Origin of the sequence: Flavobacterium sp. (genome assembly GCF_017744675.1) — a bacterium.
GTDB lineage: Bacteria > Bacteroidota > Bacteroidia > Flavobacteriales > Flavobacteriaceae > Flavobacterium.
The window spans coordinates 1,242,342-1,263,330 of sequence record NZ_JAGIAV010000004.1 but is presented as its reverse complement, the minus strand read 5'-3'; the positions used below and the strand labels follow the sequence as shown (position 1 = coordinate 1,263,330).

The 20,989-nt window shown below is 35.3% G+C and carries 13 protein-coding genes; 7 read left to right on the top strand and 6 right to left on the bottom strand.

Translation table 11 applies throughout. The features are described from left to right. Positions 1–130: 130 nt before the first annotated feature. The 5 genes from J7574_RS15680 to J7574_RS15660 form a co-directional block, all read right to left on the bottom strand. Positions 131–3,133, bottom strand: a complete 3,003-nt coding sequence (locus tag J7574_RS15680; protein ID WP_290970424.1) for a glycoside hydrolase domain-containing protein — start codon at positions 3,131–3,133, stop codon at positions 131–133. 35 nt (positions 3,134–3,168) lie between these two features. Beyond that, the gene (locus J7574_RS15675) at positions 3,169–4,170 is read right to left on the bottom strand and encodes a c-type cytochrome (RefSeq protein ID WP_290970422.1); all 1,002 of its coding nucleotides are present in this window, start codon (positions 4,168–4,170) and stop codon (positions 3,169–3,171) included. A 12-nt stretch (positions 4,171–4,182) separates the two neighbouring features. Beyond that, positions 4,183–5,589 (bottom strand): aryl-sulfate sulfotransferase, encoded by a 1,407-nt coding sequence (locus J7574_RS15670; RefSeq protein ID WP_290970420.1) that lies wholly within the window; start codon positions 5,587–5,589, stop codon positions 4,183–4,185. Between the two features lie 92 nt (positions 5,590–5,681). After that, positions 5,682–7,193, bottom strand: coding sequence for a RagB/SusD family nutrient uptake outer membrane protein (locus tag J7574_RS15665; RefSeq protein WP_290970418.1), 1,512 nt, complete (start codon positions 7,191–7,193; stop codon positions 5,682–5,684). 31 nt (positions 7,194–7,224) lie between these two features. After that, positions 7,225–10,323, bottom strand: coding sequence for a TonB-dependent receptor (locus J7574_RS15660; RefSeq protein ID WP_290970415.1), 3,099 nt, complete (start codon positions 10,321–10,323; stop codon positions 7,225–7,227). A 680-nt stretch (positions 10,324–11,003) separates the two neighbouring features. On the opposite strand from J7574_RS15660, the gene J7574_RS15655 reads away from it, so the two are divergent. Further along, positions 11,004–11,642 carry a sugar-binding protein gene (locus tag J7574_RS15655; protein ID WP_290970412.1) on the top strand — a complete coding sequence of 213 codons (639 nt, stop codon included), beginning with the start codon at positions 11,004–11,006 and terminating at the stop codon, positions 11,640–11,642. A 185-nt stretch (positions 11,643–11,827) separates the two neighbouring features. Here the strand turns inward: J7574_RS15655 and J7574_RS15650 are convergent, their stop codons facing one another. Further along, positions 11,828–12,868: a LacI family DNA-binding transcriptional regulator gene (locus J7574_RS15650; protein WP_290970410.1), complete on the bottom strand. Its 1,041-nt coding sequence runs from the start codon at positions 12,866–12,868 to the stop codon at positions 11,828–11,830. A gap of 232 nt (positions 12,869–13,100) precedes the next feature. Here J7574_RS15650 and J7574_RS15645 point away from each other — a divergent pair, with 232 nt between their 5' ends. The 6 genes from J7574_RS15645 (at position 13,101) to J7574_RS15620 (ending at position 20,943) form a co-directional block, all read left to right on the top strand. Further along, on the top strand, positions 13,101–14,192 hold the full coding sequence (locus J7574_RS15645) for a galactokinase family protein (RefSeq protein ID WP_290970408.1): 1,092 nt from the start codon (positions 13,101–13,103) through the stop codon (positions 14,190–14,192). Between the two features lie 6 nt (positions 14,193–14,198). Then, a complete protein-coding gene (locus tag J7574_RS15640; protein WP_290970406.1) occupies positions 14,199–15,080 on the top strand; it encodes a sugar phosphate nucleotidyltransferase in 882 nt (293 codons plus the stop codon). 165 nt (positions 15,081–15,245) lie between these two features. Then, on the top strand, positions 15,246–16,622 hold the full coding sequence (locus J7574_RS15635; RefSeq protein ID WP_290970404.1) for a sugar MFS transporter: 1,377 nt from the start codon (positions 15,246–15,248) through the stop codon (positions 16,620–16,622). 29 nt (positions 16,623–16,651) lie between these two features. Beyond that, positions 16,652–18,580, top strand: a complete 1,929-nt coding sequence (nagB, locus tag J7574_RS15630; RefSeq protein ID WP_290970401.1) for a glucosamine-6-phosphate deaminase — start codon at positions 16,652–16,654, stop codon at positions 18,578–18,580. A 292-nt stretch (positions 18,581–18,872) separates the two neighbouring features. Next, positions 18,873–19,103, top strand: coding sequence for a DUF3820 family protein (locus J7574_RS15625; protein ID WP_290970398.1), 231 nt, complete (start codon positions 18,873–18,875; stop codon positions 19,101–19,103). Positions 19,104–19,326: 223 nt separating this feature from the next. Beyond that, positions 19,327–20,943: a CTP synthase gene (locus tag J7574_RS15620; RefSeq protein WP_290970395.1), complete on the top strand. Its 1,617-nt coding sequence runs from the start codon at positions 19,327–19,329 to the stop codon at positions 20,941–20,943. The last annotated feature ends 46 nt before the right edge of the window (positions 20,944–20,989 follow it).

Here is a 20,989-nt window from a genome sequence, read left to right as displayed (position 1 = left end):
GTTATTTTTTTGCGTTTTTTGTCATTGCGAGGAACGAAGCAATCTCACTAACAATAAGACGCAAAGTTTGATTTAGCAAATGTGGTTGCTTCGTTCCTCGCAATGACAAACAGAATGGTTATTTTTTTAATTACTTCACAATCAACAACCAGCCTTTTCCTTTAGAAACTGGAATTTCATCATTTGCGGTAAAAGTCTGTGCAGGTTGGAAATTAAGCACTTCTGGAGCTGTAATTGTAGCTTTTGAAGGATTGATTCCTAATTTTTTCCAGTCAATAGTCAGTTTTACTTTTGTATCTGTATCTGCCCAGCTTGCAATCGAAATTAAAGCCGTTCCGTTCTTTTTGTAAACCGTTGCCAAAACTTTGTCGTTGTTTGTTTTTACAGGACAGTTTGCGCTCCAATATCCAATCATTTCAGAACCTTTGATTCCAAACGAATCCCATAATTTCCAGATTTGTCTTGGGTCTGCACCGTCGCTCCAAGGCAATCTGTTTGTCATTCCGTAAACCATTCCTCTCCACGGATTTCCGCCATCTTGAAGCATTTCTCCCATTAGTCCAAACGGAATTCCGCTTACTTCTGTCAAGAAAAAGTCAGGCTGATTTTTCTCATAATCAAAATATTCACCAAACCATAATTTATTGATGTATGGAAAATGCTCCATGTACAAATTGGCGCTATTGTTAAATCCGTCGCTTTTGTTGTATTGGTTTGCACTGTGCAAATCGATAATTCCAGGGTGACCGTCTTTTGTAAGCACTCGCTTGATACGTTTCATCGTGATTCTGTCGAAAGCAACGTCATCTAAATAGATTCCGTCAATACCAACATTTTGCGTTAGCCAGTTCATTCCTTCTACATAGTAATTGTGCCAACGGTTCATTCCGCTATTTACGATTGCCGCATCTTTGATTTCAGGCACAAACCAAGCTGCGATATAATCGTCGCCAACATGTTCTTGCAACCAAGAGAATCCGCCTCCTTTTCCTGGAGAATAAATTTCGTGACCCAAACTTCTTAAAGCGAAAGTTTCGTACGCTTTGTTTGAAACCTCTCTAACCGTATTGTAGATTTTTACTTTTAAACCTTTTTCATGCGCTTCATCGATATAGGTTTTCATCTTTTTAAATTCAATAAAAGGATAATTGATATAAGGATTGATTGCATTTGCATGGTGAATATTGATTACCGTTGCACCAGTTTTGGCAATAGAATCGATTGGACTGTATTTGTGATAAAACTTGGTATCCCATTGAAAATCGGTATTGATTGTGTGGAACGGCGTGATTAACAAGTTGAAGTTATAGTACAAAACATCGCCTTTTTTCATTGTTCTAGCACCGCTATACGCATTTACAACCACTGATTTTTGGTTTGGCGTTATAGTAATACCGCCCTTATTTTCGTTACCCCATGAAGTTGGCAGTAATAAAGGTTTTTGTAAATAGAAATTAGTATTTAAAGGGCGGCTATATTTTTCGTCTCTTAAAGAAAATTGCAATCCAGAATTTACAGCACCGATCCAAGCGCCGTCTTGGTTTTTATGTGCTACATCCCATTTCCAGTCGAAAGTTGCAGGACGATCGCCACCTTTTTGACCTAATCCCATCATGTATTTTGCAGAGGCCGGCTGCATTGGCATTTGGAAATTGATATCATTAAAAGAAACATCCTCAAGAGCAGTAACTTTTACGGTATAATGAACAAAACCATCAAATTCAACAGAAGCGTTAACCTCCATTTGAACCGATTTTGAAGTTGAGGTACTTTCCCAAGTCACAGTTCCGGCTTCTTTTTTAGTGAATTTTACGCCGTTGTTTTTCCATTGCACTTCTTTTCCTGAAGCATCCACAAAATGAAAATCGATTGGAGAACTTAAAATATCATTAGCTTTTGTTGATACCGAAGTCATTTCTGGAGTAAAATACGTTTGGATTTGAGCAGGAAATCCGTTTGGAGCTACAATCAGTTTTCTTCCTAATAAAGAAATTTCAGAATTGTTTACTGCTAATGGAGCATAAGGCGCAATAACTGTATTTTCTTGTGCTAAAGTGGAATTTAACCATTTTAGGCGTGTCATTTTTTCGGGAGAATCAATTCCGCCGTTTTTGGTTACTTCGTTAGAAACGGTTATCTGCAGTGTAATTTCTTTTGATTTTCCATCAGCGGTAACTGTTGCTTTTCCTGCATAAGTTCCCGCTGCTGCAGTTTGCGGAACGTCAATTCCACACCACATTGCTTGAATTCCTCCTTTTGAAACTGAAACGGTATTACTGAAAGGAGTACCGTCATATTTTGTACCTTCAGTATTAAGACAGTCAATGTCTTTTGCCTCAATTGTTGCTCCTGTTGTGCTTACTAAATTGGTAAACGATACTTTAATATTTTTTAAATCTTCAAGCGCATAAACACCCAATTGAAAAGCTAAATATTCGCCTTTCATTGCTGTATCAGCAAAACTATTTTGAACGCCTTTCTGAATCCATCTTTGAGGCAAATCAGATTTTAGTTTGATAGAATGCAATCTGTCTTCTGGAAAAACTAAGAAAGAATTTCCGCTGTTTTTCGCAATCAAATCTTTGGTTTCTGCAGCAGTTGCAATTACTTCCATAGGGTAGAAGCTATTGAAAGCATTTACACTTTGAATTTCTGTAACCGAACCGTTGTCTTTTATATTAGATTTAATTTTAGAAAGCCATTGCGCATCTGCCTTGTCTTCAGGTTTTGCATAAATTCCTTTTGGGTAATTGGCAGTTCCTTCGTCGATATAAGGCATGTAATAAACGTAGTAGGTTCCTTTTCCTGAAATAGGTTCAAAGAAAATAGTGCCGTTTTCTCTATTGATGTTTTCGGTTTTGATGTTTTGTATTTCTTTTCCGGAGGCATCCTGAACGATAATTTTTTTAAGTTCTGGATTGTTGTCTCTTCTTCGCCATTCGATTGTCGTTTTAGCAACATTTCCTGAACCAGAAAAGGCAATTACAGCACGATGGTTTCCTAATTGGTTCGGATTCCAGCTGTCATTTCCGTCAGAATATTTTATTTGCGCGCTTAACGAAATACTGATAGCGAAAAAACATGTTATCATTATTCGGCTAAAAAGCGCTCTGTTTTTTAAGTTTAGTTTCATTGTATTGTTAATCAGGTTAAATAGTATTTTTTAGTTTAGTAAACTGCTTTCCATCCTTGTTTTTTCCAGTAAGCGATAATCGGTTTGTAAGGCCCATATTTGTGTTGCGCTTCCGAAAAATTATCGTTAAACGGACTGTGTGCATAATCAATAGGTTTGCCTTTTTTATCTGGATAATCAAACGTTTTTGGGTTTGGCCTTGTATGAACAGAATCATCGTTTACATAAGCCGCAATATCAAGCGCTTGTTTATCTGTAAGGTACGGTTTTCCTAAAAGTACTTTATCATACGGCATATTGCTTTTTAACCACTGCGCTTGTTTGATTACGCGGTGCATGCTCGAACCTGGTTGATAGCCGTATTGTCCCCAAAGAGGAGGATAGACATAGCCTGATTTATCAGCATTATAAACTCCTTCACCATTATTTCCGTGGCATCTTGCGCAGTTTTCGGCAAACAATACTTTTCCTCTTTCTGGACTCGCTGCAACATCTGGAAATTCGATTTCTAAATTTTTAGCTCCTTTAAAATTACCATCTTTTGGCACAAATTTGCTAATCCATTTAAAATAAGATAAAAACGCCACCATTTCTTTACTATCCAACGGAAGCGGTTTTCCAGAATGCGGACGCATAATGCAGTTATTAACTCTTTCTGCAAGTGTAAGCACTTTGTTTTCGCGTCCGCGGTATTGTGGATAATTATCGTGTGAAGACATTAAATTAAAGGCATGAGGTTTTGTTCCTGCGTCTTGATGGCAGTTGGTGCAGTTCATTTTATTGCCTAAATATTTTCCATTGATTCCGTTTGGACCAATATAATAAGCGGTTTTCATCATTAATTCTCTCCCGTAGCGAACCGATTCTCCAAACTGATCGTCTGGAATTTCTGAAGTATCAATTGTAATATAGCCTTCTTCATCTTCTTTTTCTTCAGATGCTTTTGAAGCTAAATTTTGAGAATTGGATTTGGTGCACGAATTGAAAACAACAATTGGCATTGCTGAAAAAAGTCCGATAAGAATTAGTTTTTTCATGTTTGCTATTTTTTAATTTAGAAGAAAAGGTTTCATATTTTCTTCTGGAATAAACTGTGTACGATAAGGCGGAATTTCAGATTCTAAAGCCCAAAGCAAAATGCCTTTTCTGTTAGTTAAAACGGTAATATGTCTTTTAGAACAGCAGCATAATATGGCATCTTTATCGATCATATAAGCGCTTCCCATCCTGTCGTTGTATATTTCTTTTGGTAATTTGATATGAAAATCCAGTTTTACCGCATTATTTTTTTCATCCACATTTAAAGCAAAAACAGACGACTGTTTTATATCTACACCATTATCAAAAAAGAGTAAACTTCCTTCTTGATCGATGTGTGCGGCGTGAGCTTGAGAAAAATTAGTTTCTGGAGCCATCTTCATTGTTCCTCCTTTTCCTAATTTCCAGATTACTTTTCCGGTTTTAGCATTTACTTTCCAAATCTGACCATTGTTGTAGAAAGAAATTAAGAAGTTTCCATCTGTATCATAATTCAAACTGTTGGCGTGTGTCCAATCTTTTTTGGTTTTCAATAGATTTTTATCTTTTAGCGGATCTAGATCATCAAATACGCTCCATTTCCAAAGCTGTTTTCCTTTATTATCTAAAATCAGGATTCCGTCTCCGTTGATAGTGTCTTGTTTTTTTCCTCCAATAGAAGTTAAATCCATTATTTTTTGATCGACTGTTATAGTGACAATTTCGTTAGCCGATTTTTTTATGATTTCGTGGTGAATGACTTGTTTTAGATCGCCTTGCCCTTTTTTAATATGTGTTAAAGTATCGCCTTGAAGATTGATTTCTAGAATTTCACTTCCGTAGCTTGTTGGTTCATCGTTTGTGCCAAGAATGGAAATAATAGTCTGCTCTTTTGTAAAATGAGCCACTTTAAAGCCAGTTCCTTCAAGCGTATGATACCATCTTAAATTTCCTTTATAATCTACAATATAAGCTGTTCCAGGAGTTTCTCTTTTGGCTAAAAGCATAAAACCTTTTTTGAAATTTTCTGGCAGTAATTCTGGTTTCGGACAGTTGGCTTTGAATTGTTTTTGAAGCCATTCTGGAAGTTTTCTGGATTTAAAAGTATAAACTTTGCTCGTTGTTTTATTTCCATCTTGAATGGTAACCAATTGAAAACTATAATTGGTTTCTGGAATAATATTGCAAAGCACCAGCGAATGTTTAAGACCAGAATTTGAAATAGGAGAGCTAATTTTATTTTCAATTCCCTTTTTGTCCGACCAATATTCTGCATATACCTGAGCTTGGTCATTCGTAGCAACATCGATCTGAATTTTCAATTCGTTGTTGCCATGAGTGCCAATATTGATATTAGAGATTATTTGGCTTTTAGAACAGCTCACCAATGCAAGTAGAACTAAAATAAAACTTCCTTTTAAAATTATTTTTTTGATCATCTGAAAAGCTTCTTTTGTGAAACAGAAAAGTACTTTTTTATAAATAATCAAGAACAGACAGACCATTTTGCTGTCTGTTCTTGATTACAGTTTTATTGTCGGTCGGCGTTGCTTAATTTTGGATTAAGGTCTACCTGACTTTGTGGATACGTGTAATATTTGTTTTGTGGCATTTTAATTAATGCAGCTTCGCCAACTCTAAGGTGATAGGCATTTACCAAAACATCATATTTGTTCATTCTAATTAAATCTGCACGGCGTTTTCCTTCATAGAAAAGTTCCCAGCCTCTTTCTTGCAAAATAGCATCTCTTAAACTAGATTGAGTAAGACCAGATAAAACTAGAAGTTTTGCATGCGATCTGCCTTTTACCTGATTAATAAGGTCGATGGCTTCTTGAGTTGGACCACTAATTTCGTTTATTGCCTCTGCTCTGCTCAATAAAACATCAGCGTAGCGAAGAATGTTTACACTATGACCATCATAATACGTTGTAGTTTCGTCATCTGCATATTTTCTAGTCGAAACGTCTGGCATATAAAATTCTCCTTTTGGTGGCTGAGCACCCAATGATGGAGCTTGTTTATGCAATAAACCATCTGTTCCTTCAAATTCAGGGAAGAAACATTGTTTTCTTTCGTCTTCATCTCCAAAAGTGTTATAGAAATCCCAGTTTACAGTATAGTACTGCCATCTGTTTTGAACAACAGGGTGATCAATAGGGCCAAAGTGGTTTAATAATTCGGTTCCGTTTGTGTTGGCATCACTCAACGAAGAGAAGATGTTTTCGCTACACCATTTGTTACTTTCTTTAAACAAACCTAAATAAGAAGGATAAAGATGATATTCATTTAAATCCATTACTTGTTGGGTAAGTGTAACCACTTTTTGCCAGTCGTGATTGCGTAAATATAATTTAGCTAATAAAGTAAGAGTCGCACCTTTTGTAGCGCGACCAACATCGTTGCTGTTATAAATTGAATTTACCTTGTAATTTACAGGTAAAATGTTTGCTATTTCTGTAAGGTCTTTGGTAATAAAAGCATCAATATCTTCAACAGATGTTGGAGGTGTTTGAGCTAAATAATTAGGATTTGCGATGTTCTCTTCGGTCATTAAAATAACAGGTCCCCAAGAATCAGTCAGATCCATATAGGCAGATGCTCTCAAGAATTTGGCTTCAGAAATAAATTGTGCTTTTTCAGCATCTGAAATAGAAGTCATTTTTCCGATGTAGTAAATAGCATTATTCGCATTAGAAATTAATTTATACATCGCATTCCAATCTTCTAGCAATAAACCATTTGTAGAACTCCATGCGCCCAAAGACAATTGTCCTGGATCTCCTCCGTATTGACAATGTCCTAAATCTGTAGCAATATCAGTCAATGCAAAATGTCTGGTAGCCCAATACGAAAAGTTATCGCCTACAGCTGGGCCTTTTAGTCTGCCGTAAATAGAATTTACTGCAGCAATAGCATCAGATTTGGTTTGATATCCATTCGTAGTCGTCAAACTGCTATATACCGTAGGATCAAGGTCCTCATTGCAGGAATATTGAAGACCTGCAGCAAGTAAAAGCAATAGAATTGTATATTTTTTCATTTTGATAAATTTAATGTTATTGAAAAAGCTATTAATGAATTGCTATTTTAATCCCTAATATAAACGTTCTAGAAGCTGGGAATGAGTTAAAATCAATTCCTCCGCCAAGATTTTGCGCTCTAGCAGTATTTGTATGTCCATTTATTTCAGGATCATTTCCAGAATATTTTGTAATTGTCAATAAATTTTGACCAATAGCATATAACCTTATATTGTCAATAAATTTTGTTGGTTTTAAAAGACTTTCAGGAATTGAATATCCGATAGATAAATTTTTAAGACGTAAATAAGAAGCATCTTCAACAAATTTTGAATTTACGTAACTTCCGTATGCACTTTTGTAATAACCGTCTCTAGGAATGTCAGTGTTTTCGTTTGTGCCAGCAACCCATCTATTCAAAGCATCTGTGCTTGTACTTGATTCTCCAACCATTCTGGTCATATTATATACAGAGTAATCAAGTGCACCTTGGAAAAACAGATTCACATCAAAATCTCCGAATCTAAAATCATTGTTGAAACCAACAATGTAATGAGGAGTAGAGTTTCCTAAATAAGTTCTGTCTTTAGCTGTAACCAATCCATCACCATCCAAATCTTCATATTTCGGATCTCCAGGTTTAGATCCTGGTTGTGCAGCATAAGTTTCTCCTGTTTTTATTACGCCAGCATACTTAAATCCGTACAGCAATCCCATTTCTTTTCCTGGCTCCAATCTTGTAAATTCACGTCCAGAAACGGTACCGCTTGGGTTAGAGGTGTTTACACTGATTATTTTTACGTTATCAGCAAGCGAAATAACTTCTTGTTTGTTATATGCAAGATTTAAGGACGTTCTCCAGTAAAATTTGTCAGTTTTGAAGTTTTCACTGCTGATGCCTAATTCAATTCCTTTATTGTCAACCGTACCCGAGTTAAGTGTTTGGGTATTAAATCCCCACCATCCTCCAACAGGCACATCCAAAAGAGCATCTGTTGTTCTCTTTTTGTATACATCAATTGTAGCTGTAAGTCTATCATTGAAGAATCCCATATCCAAACCAATATTGGTTTGAGCTTGCTGCTCCCATTTCAAATCTGGATTTGATAAATTGTTAGGTTCTGTACCGCCTACAAAAGAGCCATCAGAAATGGTAACATTCCAAGGAGATAAGTTTGACATGTATTGATAGTCTAAAATTCCATCATTTCCTGTAATACCATAACTTACTCTTAGTTTTAACTCTGAAAGGGTCTCCAAATTTTGCATAAATGCCTCTTTAGATATTCTCCATGCAACTGCTCCAGAAGGGAAAGTTCCATATTTGTTATTTGGACCAAAACGAGAAGAACCATCACGTCTAATCGTAAAAGAAGCTAAATATCTATCGTCAAAAGCGTAACCTAGCCTTCCAAAATACGAAGTCAATTTTGTTTCTTGTTTTTGAGTTTCAGGTCTCAAGTAAACTGCAGCGCTTTCAAGCTTATAATAAGTTAATATATCATTTGAAAAACCAGAACCCGACGCTTTCATTCTTTCATAAGTGTCCTTTTGGTTTGATGTTCCAATCATTGCTGTAAATGAATGCTGCTCTTTGATATTGAATTTATAAGTTAAATATTGTTCTGTACTCCATCTGAAGTAAGTTTTGTTTTCTTCCGATCCAGTACCGTTTAATGCAGCTCCTGCAACAAGAGTTCGCGGAGTATATTTACCTTGAATATTTTCCTGCCATTCTGCTCCAGCTCCAAAATGATAGGTCAAACCTTTTATGATTTCATAATCCATAAACATGTTCCCATTTACCAATCTGTTGATCGTGTGGTCAGTTGGTTCAAGTAAAAGTGCCAAAGCATTATCTTTTCCTTGGTATTTATAGTACGAACCATCGGCATTGTAAATTGGAATTGCAGGTGGTGCCGTTTGGATAGAAAACATTGGAGACAGAATGTTGTCACCAAAGTCGCTATTGTGCCCTTCGCTGGCTGCTCCATACACATTAACACCCACAGTTACTTTGTCGGAGAATTTTTTCTCAGCTCCAATACGAACGCTATATCTTGTGAAGTCAGTATTTTCGATAGCTCCCGTTTGTTTTAAGTAATTTCCAGACAAGAAAAATTTAGATGTTTTATCGCTTCCGCTAAAAGTCAATGTTCTGTTTAGAACTTCTCCTGGACGAGTTGCCGCTTCAAACCAATTGGTGTTGGCAATAGGAAAACTCGAAGGAAAAACCGCTGGTCTACCGTTTTCAGCAGCGATAGCATTTTGAATAGAAGCGTACTGTTGGCCCGTTAGCAATGATGGCTCCTGAATAATGTTTTGGAAACCATCAGAGATTTCCCCTTCAATCTGCATTTTTCCAGATTTTCCTTTTTTAGTCGTAATCATGATAACCCCATTTCCACCTCGAGAACCGTAGATTGCAGTTGAGGCAGCATCTTTTAAAATCTGAATGCTTTCAATATCATTCGGACTAATAGAAGCTCCAGTTGAAGTAATAAAACCGTCAACTACATATAGTGGTGCATTTGATGTTGTAATAGAGTTTCCTCCTCTAACAACTATAGTAGGAGTTGTTCCAGGAGCATAACTGTTCTGTTGAACTTGAACCCCAGACGCACGTCCTTGCAACGCTTGTCCAACGTTTGAAACAGTACCACCTAAGTTTAAGTTGTCTTTTCCAACAGAAGCTACAGAACCAGTAAGGTCTTTTTTCTTTGCTTTTCCGTATCCGATTACTACTTCTTCTAGTTTTTGTCCTGCTTCTTTCATGACAATTTTTAGAGGAGCGCTTCCAATAGTTACTTCTTGATCTTCCATACCAATGTAAGTAATCACCAATTTGGTAGCATTATCTGGAACGGTAATAACAAAACTTCCGTCTACATCAGTCTGAACACCTTTGTTACTGCCTTTTACCAGAACATTGGCGCCAGGAAGAGGCATGCCTTTTTCGTCTGTTACTTTTCCTTTTATTGTTTTTTCAAAATACAGCGCTGTTTTGCTTTTGTCTGAAATATTTATTGAAGAAGCTGCAGAAGCTTGAAATGTAAAAACTAATAACGAGAGAACCGTTATTCCGATTTCTTTACGGGATAAATTGTTAATCCGAAAATCTCTTGGCTTTTTTTGGGTTAATAATTTCATACTGTTAATTGGTTTTGGTTAATGTTTAATTGTTTTTTTCTTGTTTGTAGGTTTTAGATTTCTTTTTTGATCGTGGAATTCATTTTGTTTTTTTTAGTTGTGTGTTGATTGAATTGTTTTTTATACGAATCGGAGACTTCGTTTTTTGCTCTAAACACAGTTTGTTTAGTTTGATTTTCCTCTTTTTTAAAGCTTAAAAATCACCCGATTTTTTGCATAATTAACTTAGTTTTAAGATTAATCTCTGACGAAACTAGAGATTATATTTTTATAAAACAAGAAAAAACACAAAAAATGTGCTCGAACACACAAAATTTATGTTCTCGAGCACATAAAATTGTGCAAAACGTTTTTTTACACTTAAAAAGATGTGATATTTTTAAAATATTTTGCAAATGGGAGAGTCCTTAAAAGAGAAGATATTTTGAATAATAAATGTATATTTTGCAAAAACCTGAGAATTTCGCAAATACTAATTGCAAAACGTAAAAATTAAACAGTCTTTTCTTATGGTGGCTAAGCGAGAAATTTTGGTTTTTATTTTGTAAAAGTGTGCTGTTTCTTATTTAATTTTAGATTAACTTGGCCAATTCAAAAAATGATAAAATCCTCAATTGGATTTGAGAAGATTTTGAGGTTTTTCAAAAATCAAAAATTAACAAATTTTAAGAAGTATTATTTTGAAAGAATATCAAGTAGTTTTAATCGATAAAAGCCATAAAAACGAGAGTGAAATTTTAAATCCAGTTTTTTGGGAAAAAGCATATTGTCTTACTGATTTTTGTTCGCCTTGGAAAAGCGATTCGTTTTCAAAAATTGAATTTCGAGCACTTTGGGATTCGGATTATCTTTATTTTAATTTTCAAGTTTTTGATTCGGAAGTTTACATTGATCGAAAAGATAATTCGACAGATAGTATTTGCAATTCAGATAGAGTGGAGCTGTTTTTTAGAAAAGACGACAAACTTAGTCCGTATTATTGTTTGGAAATGGATGTAGATGCTCGAGTTCTAGATTTTGAAGCGTACCCGAAATGGAATTTTGATTACGATTGGAAATGGCCTGAAGGGCAATTGGAAATACAATCGGTAAAAAAGCAAAATGCGTTTACAGTTCTAGGGAAAATAAGTATTGCCTCTTTGAAAGAGTTGGATTTAATTCATAACAATACTATTGAAACCGGAGTTTACAGAGCCAAATTCTCTAAAGATGAAAAAGGAGAATACCAGCCAACATGGATTACGTGGGTAAATCCAAATACGGAAGAGCCAAATTTTCATATTGCTTCTTCTTTTGGAAAGTTTGTGTTAATGAAGTAGTAGTTTGATCGGATATTTCCTCTCGAAGATTTAGCAGATCTTGCGGATAAAAAAAATCATTTAATCTGCTGAAATCTCTAGGATCTGCGTGAAATATTTTGCATCAAGTACAAAAAAAATCCATTTAATCTGCTAAATCTGCGAGAAAAAAAAACTTTGCTTCTTTGTGTCTTTGCGGCAAACCATTAGTTGGTGTAAAAAGAAGCATTTTCGACATTGATAATATCAATCGGAAGTAAAATAGTCTCCGGAATGTCTTTTCTAAATATAAAATGATCGGCCAAAGTGCTCACTCCCAAATAAGCCTGTCTTTTCTGATTTTGGTGAATTAAGAAATGAACCAGTCCCTGATTTAAAAAGCTGACGTTTTTATCAATTAAGTCGTAGCCAATTAAAGCAATTTTTTTATCAGTAATAGAAGATAGGATAGAAGCAATTTGATACGCTTTGGAAGTCGTAATAAAGATGCCGCTTAAGTCTGGGTTTTCGTCCAAGAAAGCTGTAAGCTTGTTTTCTATGTTCGAATATTTCAGTTTTAATGTAGTCAAAGAGAAGTCAGGAAGATTTTTTTCGTCAAAATAGCTTCTAAAACCACGCTCTTTTTCCTGCATGTGTACAGCGTTTTTCAAACTTTCGTCAATATGGATAATGGCGATTTGTCCTTTTGGCAAAATCAGATTCATTAAGCTCGCCGCTACACGGCCACTTTTGTATAGATCTTGTCCGACAAAACTTTTAATAGATGAAGATTCTACCTGGTTGTTAAAAGTATTCACCATAATTCCCAGCTCGTCATATTGCTTTATGATTTCGATAGTTTCTTTATGGAAAAGCGGAGTCAATAGTACGGCATCTGGCGATTGTGTAATAATAGTCTCGTTTGTTTTTAAAAAAGATTTAGTGCTTTCTGGATTAAAGTAATGTGTCTCTATAACAACATTGTAAGCTTTGAATTCTTTAATCGCATCCTGAATTCCATTAACGCACGGAAGCCAATATGGGTCAAATACAGGATCTGGAAGCAAAACGCAAATGCGATATACTTTTGTGCTTTTTAAATTACGTGCAATTAAGTTCGGTTCGTAGTCAATAACATTTAAAACCTCGTTGATTTTTTCGAGTGCAGCAGGAGAGACTTTTCCTCTATTATGCAGAACACGGTCTACAGTTCCTTTAGAAACTCCAGCCATTTGTGCAATATCCTTAATTGTGTACTTTTTATCCATATAGACAAATATAAAAACTTTGATTAAATAAATGCATTTTTTCTATAAGAATTAATAAATGTGCTCGAGAACACAAAAATGGTGTGTTCGAGCACATTTATTAATTTTTTTCTTGTTTTATAAAAATATAATCTCTAGTTTCGTGAAATCAAAACCAAAAAACTAAAATAAATTTATAACTAAGCAACGTTTTAATTTCTTGAAATTAAGCGTTTTAATACCAAATTCTTAAGTGGAAAAAATTACGTCATTAGCTCCTGGCCGAACCTGTCTTTTTGGAGATCATCAAGATTATTTAGGTTTGCCTGTTATAGCCTGTGCGATAGATCGAAATATTAAATTAATTGCAGAAGAAAATCAGACCGGGACATTTGTTTTGAATATGATTGACATTAATGAAATTAGAGTTATCGATATAAATGAGGCTTTCGAAAAATTAGAACCAAGAGATTATTTTGCTTCCTCGCTTCGTGTATTGCGTAGATATGGCTGTAGGCCAACCTCTGGCTATGATATTACCATTACAGGAGATATTCCAATTAATTCAGGAACATCGAGTTCGTCGGCTTTGTTAATGGCTTGGATTCGTTTTCTGGTAGAAGCTTTCGGAATCGATCATGAAGTTACGCCTGAGTTTCTCTCAAAACTAGGGTATGAATCTGAGGTTTTAGAGCATGGAGAGCCTGGCGGAATGATGGATCATTTTAGTATTGGCGTTGGAAATATCGTATATATCAATACCAAAAAACCATTCTCGTTTAATGTAATTGGGAAAGAGTTAAAAGGTCTTATTACGGGAGTTTCAGGAGTTCCTAAAGAAACAATTGGTTTGCTTGGCGAACTGAAAGGAAATGCTTTAATGGCAATCGATCTGGTAAAACGAAATTATCCGCAGTTCAATTTAAATGCATCTGAAATTGAGGATGTAGACAAATATAAAAACTGTCTTCCAGACCGTCTGGTTCCGTTTTTTGAGGCAGCAGTCAAAAACTTTTATTATACCAAAGAAGCTTTAAAGGAATTTGAAAAGCCAGTTTTAGATCTTAAAAAAATTGGTGCTTTAATGAATGGTCATCATGAAATTTTGCGTGATTTATTGAAAATTACAGTTCCAAGAATTGATGCAATGGTAAATGCTGCACTAAAAGCAGGTGCATACGGAGCTAAAATCGTGGGTTCAGGCGGCGGCGGAAGCATCGTTGTGATTGCCGATCCTAAAAATGAAGATGCAGTTATAAAAGCGATTTTGGATGCTGGTGCGCAAGAAGCTTATGCAGTAAATGTGGATCCTGGAGTACGAATTATTGATAATATTGAAAATTAAAACAAAATGCACGACAGTTTAGTGATTTTAGCAGGTGGTGCTTCTTCTCGTATGAAAAAAGAAGCAGTTACAAATAATCTATCTCAAGAAGAGATTGCGCAGGCTAATGAAAGAAGTAAAGGTTTAATAGGTGTTGGCGCAAGCGGAAGACCATTGATGGATTATCTTTTATGGAATGCGAAAAAAGCAGGTTATAAAAACATCTATATTATAATAGGAGAACAAGGCGAATTGTTTAAAGAGTTTTACGGAAGTAAAATGAAGGATAATGATTTTCATGGATTGAATATTTCATTTGCAATTCAGTACATTCCTGGGGGAAGAGTAAAGCCTTTTGGAACAGCAGATGCTTTGTTTCAGGCAGTAGAACAATATCCTGAATTGAACTCGCAGTTTTATTCGGTTTGCAATAGCGATAATTTGTATTCGGCAGAAGCGTTGCGTGCGTTGAGAGAAACTGAAAGTCCAAACGCTTTTATTAGTTACGATCGCGATGCAATGGATTTTCCATTAGAGCGTATTTCGCGTTTTGCAATTGCTAAATTGGATGCAAATAATCAGCTTTTGGATATTTTAGAAAAACCTTCAGAAGAGGTTTTGGATCAATATAAAGATGCGGAAGGGAAAATACGTGTGAGTATGAATGCTTTTAAATTTAATGGCAAGACCTTATATGTACATCTGAAAAATTGTCCCGTTCATCCAGAGCGTGACGAGAAAGAGTTGCCAACCGTACTTTTGAATTCGGTAAAAGAAAATCCGAATACTACTGTCGGAATTCCATTTTCTGAGCACGTTCCAGACCTAACAGCCAAAGAAGATATTGCCGATGTAAAAACATATTTGGTAAAATATTATCCTGATTTAAATTGGAATAATAAAAATTAACAAAACTTTCATATCTAAATTAGAGAATAAGGAAATTTAATGATGTACTTTTGTTTTGCAAAAAAAATGCAGATATTTGCATAAATTACGCAATCAATAATGTGAGAGTTGATTCTAATTTAGATTTTGAATTAAATAAATCTATAAACTAATCAACCAAAAATTATGACAAACATTCAAAGTACATTACAGGTAGAGAAAAAAAGTGCCATTGTTCCGATGGTCATTTTAACCTTATTGTTTTTTATTCTAGGATTCGTAACCTGGCTTAACGGACCGCTAATTCCGTTTTTTGAATTAGCTTGTGAATTGACTTCTTCGCAAGCTTATTTTGTGACTTTCGCTTTTTACATTGCTTATTTTGTAATGGCAGTTCCTTCTTCTTATATTATTGAAAAAGTAGGATATAAAAACGGAATTTCTTTAGGATTATTGATTATCGCTGCTGGAGCTTTTATGTTTTATCCAGCGGCATCAAGCCGTACTTTTCTTTTGTTCTTATTGGCATTGTTTGTAATGGGGACTGGCTTGGCGGTTTTGCAGACAGCTTCAAATCCGTATGTGGTGGTAATTGGACCAAGAGAAAGTGCTGCGGCCAGAATCAGTGTTTTAGGAATTGCCAATAAACTAGCTGGATTTGTAGCGCCAATCGTGCTTACCATTTTGGTTTTGTCTAATATGCAGGATTTTACAGCAGACAAAATTGCTTTGATGGATGAAGCTGCAAAAACCAATGCATTAAATTCTCTTGCTTTACAATTGCAAACACCGTATCTTTATATGGGGTTGATTATTACTGTTTTAGCTTTGATTGTGAAGTTTTCTCCTCTACCAGAAATTGATTTGGACGAAGAAGGAAATGTGTCGAATCTAAGTGTTTTTCAACAGATTAAAAATGCTTTCAAATACCCGCAGCTGGTTTTAGGAGTAATTACTTTAATGTTGTATTTGTCTGCCGAAGTTTTGGCGGGAGATTCTATCGGAGCTTTCGGGAAACAGCTTGGAGTTTATGGTGAAGAAGGGAATTTCTACCTTAAATTAACCTCATTTACCATGTCGGCAATGGTTATCGGATACGTTCTTGGAATAGTGCTGATTCCTAAATATGTTTCGCAAGTAACTGCTTTAAAAGTGTCTGGAATGCTTGGTTTGGTGCTGGTTTTGGCTATTGTTTTGATTTCGCCAAAAATAACGATCGCTTTGCCTGGAACTCCAAATATACCAGTTGTGATATTTTTAGTGGCGCTTTTAGGATTGGCAAATGCCTTATGCTGGCCGGCAATTTGGCCAATGGCATTGCAGGATTTAGGAGGTTATACAAAGATTGCAAGTGCCATTTTGATTATGGGAATTATCGGTGGAGCAGTTTTTCCACTTTTTTACGGAATGATCACAGAAAGCATCAATTCTGCAAATATTGCAAAAAATATGCAAGATGTTTCGAAAAGCGGAAATCAGTTGGCGTATTTAATGTTATTGCCTTCTTATGCAATGATTTTGTTTTATGCTGTAAAAGGGCATAAGTACAGGAAATGGAATTAGTTGAACAAAAAATAAAAAATTAATATATCATGTTAAAAAGTAAATTCGACAAAGCAACAGGTTTCGAAAAACGATTCGAAAACATCAATACAGTTGTTTTTGAAAACTCAACAGATGCTTCAAAAGAGGTGGCGCAAGAAATTGCAGCTTTAATCAAAGAAAAAGAAAAAGAAGGAAAACCATGTATTTTGGGTTTGGCAACAGGTTCTTCTCCAAAAGGATTGTATGCTGAATTAGTGCGTTTGCACAAAGAAGAAGGTTTGAGTTTCAAGAATGTAATCAGTTTTAACTTGGATGAGTATTATCCAATGGAACCAAATTCAATCAATAGCTACGTTCGTTTCATGAAAGAGCTTTTGTTTGATCATGTCGATATTTTACCTGAAAACGCTCACGTTCCTGACGGACTTTTAACAAAGGAGCAAATTGCAGATTATTGCCACGAATATGAAGCTAAAATTGAAGCTTTAGGCGGAATTGATCTTCAAATTCTTGGAATTGGAGGTAACGGACATATTGGTTTTAATGAATCAGGTTCGCTTCAAAACTCTAAAACACGTTTAGTGGCTTTAGATCACATTACAAGAGTAGCGGCAAGTAAAGATTTCTTTGGGTTGAATAATACGCCAAGAACGGCTATTACACTTGGTGTTAAAAAAATCATGGAAGCAAAAAGAGTAATCTTATTAGCTTGGGGAGAAGGAAAAGCAAGTATTGTAAAAAAATCTGTTGAAGATGAAGTTACAAACAGAGTTCCTGCTTCATTTTTGCAAGAGCACAACAATGCAGTTTTTGTTTTAGATAAAGAAGCGGCTTCTAAACTAACAAGAATCAATAAACCTTGGTTGGTAGAGAAAATCGTTTGGACAGATAAATTAACTCGTAAAGCGGTTTTAGGATTGGCATTGGATCTTAAAAAACCAATTTTGATGCTTACAGATGCAGATTATATCGAAAACGGTATGAGTGATTTGTTGGCAGATTCAGGTCCGGCTTACGATACCAATATTAAAATTTTCAATAAACTGCAAAACACCATTACGGGCTGGCCAGGCGGAAAACCAAATGCAGACGATTCAAACCGTCCAGAAAGAGCTGAGCCGGCTAAAAAACGCGTACTGATTTTCTCTCCGCATCCAGATGATGATATTATCAGCATGGGAGGAACTTTCATGCGTCTGCAAGAGCAAGGACATGAAGTGCACGTGGCTTACCAAACATCTGGAAACATTGCAGTTGCAGATGATGAAGCATTACGTTTTGCAAGATTCGTAATTGATTACAACGAGAAATTCGGAATCAAAAGTCCAGAAGCAGATGATATTTACAAAAAAGCAGAAGCTTTCTTAGAGAATAAAAAGAATAGTGAAATTGATATTCCAGAGGTTCGTTACATTAAAGGTTTAATTAGAAAAGGAGAGGCGAGAGCGACAAGTTATTTCGTAGGTCTTCCAGATTCTCAGATTCACTTTATGGAATTGCCTTTTTATGAAACAGGAACAATTGAGAAAAAACCAATCGGACCAGAAGATGTTCAGCTGACAGTTGATTTAATTGAGAAAATTAAACCACATCAAATATATGCGGCTGGAGATTTAGCAGATCCACACGGAACACACAAAGTTTGTTTGGATGCTATTTTTGAAGCGGTAAAAGTTTTAAAACCAAAAGAATTTATGAACGACTGCTGGTTGTGGTTATACCGTGGAGCTTGGCAAGAATGGGGAATTGACGAAGTTGAAATGGCAGTTCCGATGAGCCCTGATCAGGTTTTAGCAAAACGTCACGGAATCTTTAAACACCAATCTCAAAAAGATGGAGTGGTTTTTCAAGGAACAGACGCAAGAGAGTTCTGGCAGAGAGCTGAAGACAGAAACCGCGAAACAGCCGAATTGTACCATCAATTAGGTCTAGCGACTTATGCGGCTATGGAGGCTTTCGTGAGATGGCATTATTAAGATGCTAAGGTTCTAAGTTGTTAAGACTCTAAGTTTTTTTTAGTTTCTTCGATAATTAGAATAAATAATATTTTTGAAGCAGGAAGAGGGAACGGAAATTGGTTCTTTTTTCTTGCTTCTTTTTTATTTAAGTTCTAAGATGCTAAGATACTAAGGTTCTAAGTTTTTTTATTTTGGTAAATAATCAGTGTGAATCATTTTAATCTGTGGCAAATTAATAATAGCTTTGCATATAATTGAAGCAAGAAGAAGACAGCGTCTTTCTTCTTGCTTCTTTTTTCTTAAAAAAAACATGGATCAAGACAAAAAACAACTCATAAAATTAGCGCACACCAAAATGCCTTTCGGAAAGTATGAAGGAAAATATTTAATTGATCTTCCAGAATATTACGTGGTTTGGTATCATAATAAAGGATTTCCAAAAGGAGAGCTTGGCCAGCAATTGCAGCTTATTTACGAATTAAAACTTAATGGATTAGAGGAATTAATTCGTACGATTAAGAAACAATATCCGAAACCTTAAAATAATTAAGATAATGAGAAAATAAGAAAATTAGATAATGTTTAAGGAGATGACATTAAAATGTTGTTTTAAAGTGAATTTAATTCATTGTTTTCTAATATCACTTATCTATTTCTTAAATTTTCTAATTGACACATTTTCTAATTTTCTAATTAGCAAATTGTCTAATTAAATTTGTACTTTTGCCAAGTTTTTTACACAACTACTTACAAACAACAACAGAATGAATCAAACAAAATATATTTTTGTTACAGGAGGTGTGACCTCTTCATTAGGAAAAGGGATTATCGCGGCATCTTTGGCAAAATTGTTACAAGGAAGAGGGTACCGCACGACTATTCAGAAATTTGATCCATACATTAACGTAGATCCGGGGACACTAAACCCGTACGAACACGGAGAATGTTATGTGACAGATGATGGAGCTGAAACGGACTTAGACTTAGGACACTACGAGCGTTTCTTGAACGTTCCTACTTCTCAAGCTAATAATGTTACTACAGGAAGAGTTTATCTTTCGGTTATTGAAAAAGAAAGAAGAGGAGAATTTTTAGGAAAAACGGTTCAAGTTGTTCCTCATATCACAAACGAAATCAAAGACAGAATGCAATTGCTAGGAAAATCTGGCGATTATGATATTGTTATTACTGAAATTGGTGGTACTGTTGGTGATATCGAATCTCTACCTTATATAGAATCTGTTCGTCAATTGGTTTGGGAATTAGGTGAAAATAACGGAATCGTTATTCATTTGACATTAGTTCCTTATTTGGCTGCAGCAGGTGAATTAAAAACAAAACCAACACAGCACTCTGTTAAAACTTTAATGGAGAGTGGTATTAAAGCCGATATTTTGGTTTGCAGAACAGAGCACGAATTGTCTCAGGAATTGCGCCAAAAATTAGCTTTATTCTGTAATGTAAAGAAAGAAGCAGTTATTCAGTCAATTGATGCTTCTACTATATATGAAGTTCCAAATTTAATGCTTGAAGAAGGATTAGATGTTGTGGCTTTAAAGAAATTAGATCTTCCTAAAAAAGCATCTCCAGATTTAAAAACTTGGAATACTTTCTTAAAAAGATTAAAAAGTCCAAAACAAACGGTAAACATTGGTTTAGTTGGAAAATATGTAGAAATGCAGGATTGCTACAAATCTATTTTAGAGGCGTTTATTCATGCAGGTGCTGCAAATGAGACTAAAGTAAATGTAATTTCTATTCACTCAGAGCATATTAATGCTGAAAATGTAGAAGAGAAATTAGGAACTCTTGATGGAGTTTTAGTTGCTCCAGGTTTTGGAGAAAGAGGTATTGAAGGAAAAATTGAAGCAGTTCGTTTTGTGCGTGAAAACAATATTCCTTTCTTCGGAATTTGTTTAGGAATGCAAATGTCTGTTATCGAATATTCTAGAAATATTTTAGGTTACGCTGAAGCCAATTCTACAGAGATGAACGATAAAACGACTCATCCGGTTGTGAGTTTAATGGAAGAGCAGAAAAATGTGACGGATAAAGGAGGAACAATGCGTTTAGGTGCTTGGAAATGTGATATTAAACCAGACACTTTAGCGTATAGAATTTACGGAGAAAAAACTATTTCGGAGCGTCACCGCCACCGTTATGAGTATAACAATAAATATGCTGATGAATTGCAAAAAGCAGGTTTAAAAGCGTCTGGGGTTAACCCAGATACAGGTTTAGTAGAAATCGTAGAGCTTGAAAACCACCCATTCTTCATTGGTGTACAATACCATCCAGAATACAAGAGTACAGTTGCAAATCCGCACCCTATTTTTGTAAACTTTGTGGCAGCCGCTGTAAATGCGCACAAAAAACAGTAATTAATATTTGGAGAAGTTTGTAACTTTTGAGATAGACTCAGTACTA

What these genes read in the sequence shown, in the direction of transcription:
- J7574_RS15660 (WP_290970415.1), bottom strand. Translation starts at nt 10,323, where the DNA reads ATGAAATTATTAACCCAAAAAAAGCCAAGAGATTTTCGGATTAACAAT.
- J7574_RS15625 (WP_290970398.1), top strand. Translation starts at nt 18,873, where the DNA reads ATGGATCAAGACAAAAAACAACTCATAAAATTAGCGCACACCAAAATG.
- J7574_RS15665 (WP_290970418.1), bottom strand. Translation starts at nt 7,193, where the DNA reads ATGAAAAAATATACAATTCTATTGCTTTTACTTGCTGCAGGTCTTCAA.
- J7574_RS15675 (WP_290970422.1), bottom strand. Translation starts at nt 4,170, where the DNA reads ATGAAAAAACTAATTCTTATCGGACTTTTTTCAGCAATGCCAATTGTT.
- J7574_RS15635 (WP_290970404.1), top strand. Translation starts at nt 15,246, where the DNA reads ATGACAAACATTCAAAGTACATTACAGGTAGAGAAAAAAAGTGCCATT.
- nagB (WP_290970401.1), top strand. Translation starts at nt 16,652, where the DNA reads ATGTTAAAAAGTAAATTCGACAAAGCAACAGGTTTCGAAAAACGATTC.
- J7574_RS15680 (WP_290970424.1), bottom strand. Translation starts at nt 3,133, where the DNA reads ATGAAACTAAACTTAAAAAACAGAGCGCTTTTTAGCCGAATAATGATA.
- J7574_RS15670 (WP_290970420.1), bottom strand. Translation starts at nt 5,589, where the DNA reads ATGATCAAAAAAATAATTTTAAAAGGAAGTTTTATTTTAGTTCTACTT.
- J7574_RS15620 (WP_290970395.1), top strand. Translation starts at nt 19,327, where the DNA reads ATGAATCAAACAAAATATATTTTTGTTACAGGAGGTGTGACCTCTTCA.
- J7574_RS15640 (WP_290970406.1), top strand. Translation starts at nt 14,199, where the DNA reads ATGCACGACAGTTTAGTGATTTTAGCAGGTGGTGCTTCTTCTCGTATG.
- J7574_RS15650 (WP_290970410.1), bottom strand. Translation starts at nt 12,868, where the DNA reads ATGGATAAAAAGTACACAATTAAGGATATTGCACAAATGGCTGGAGTT.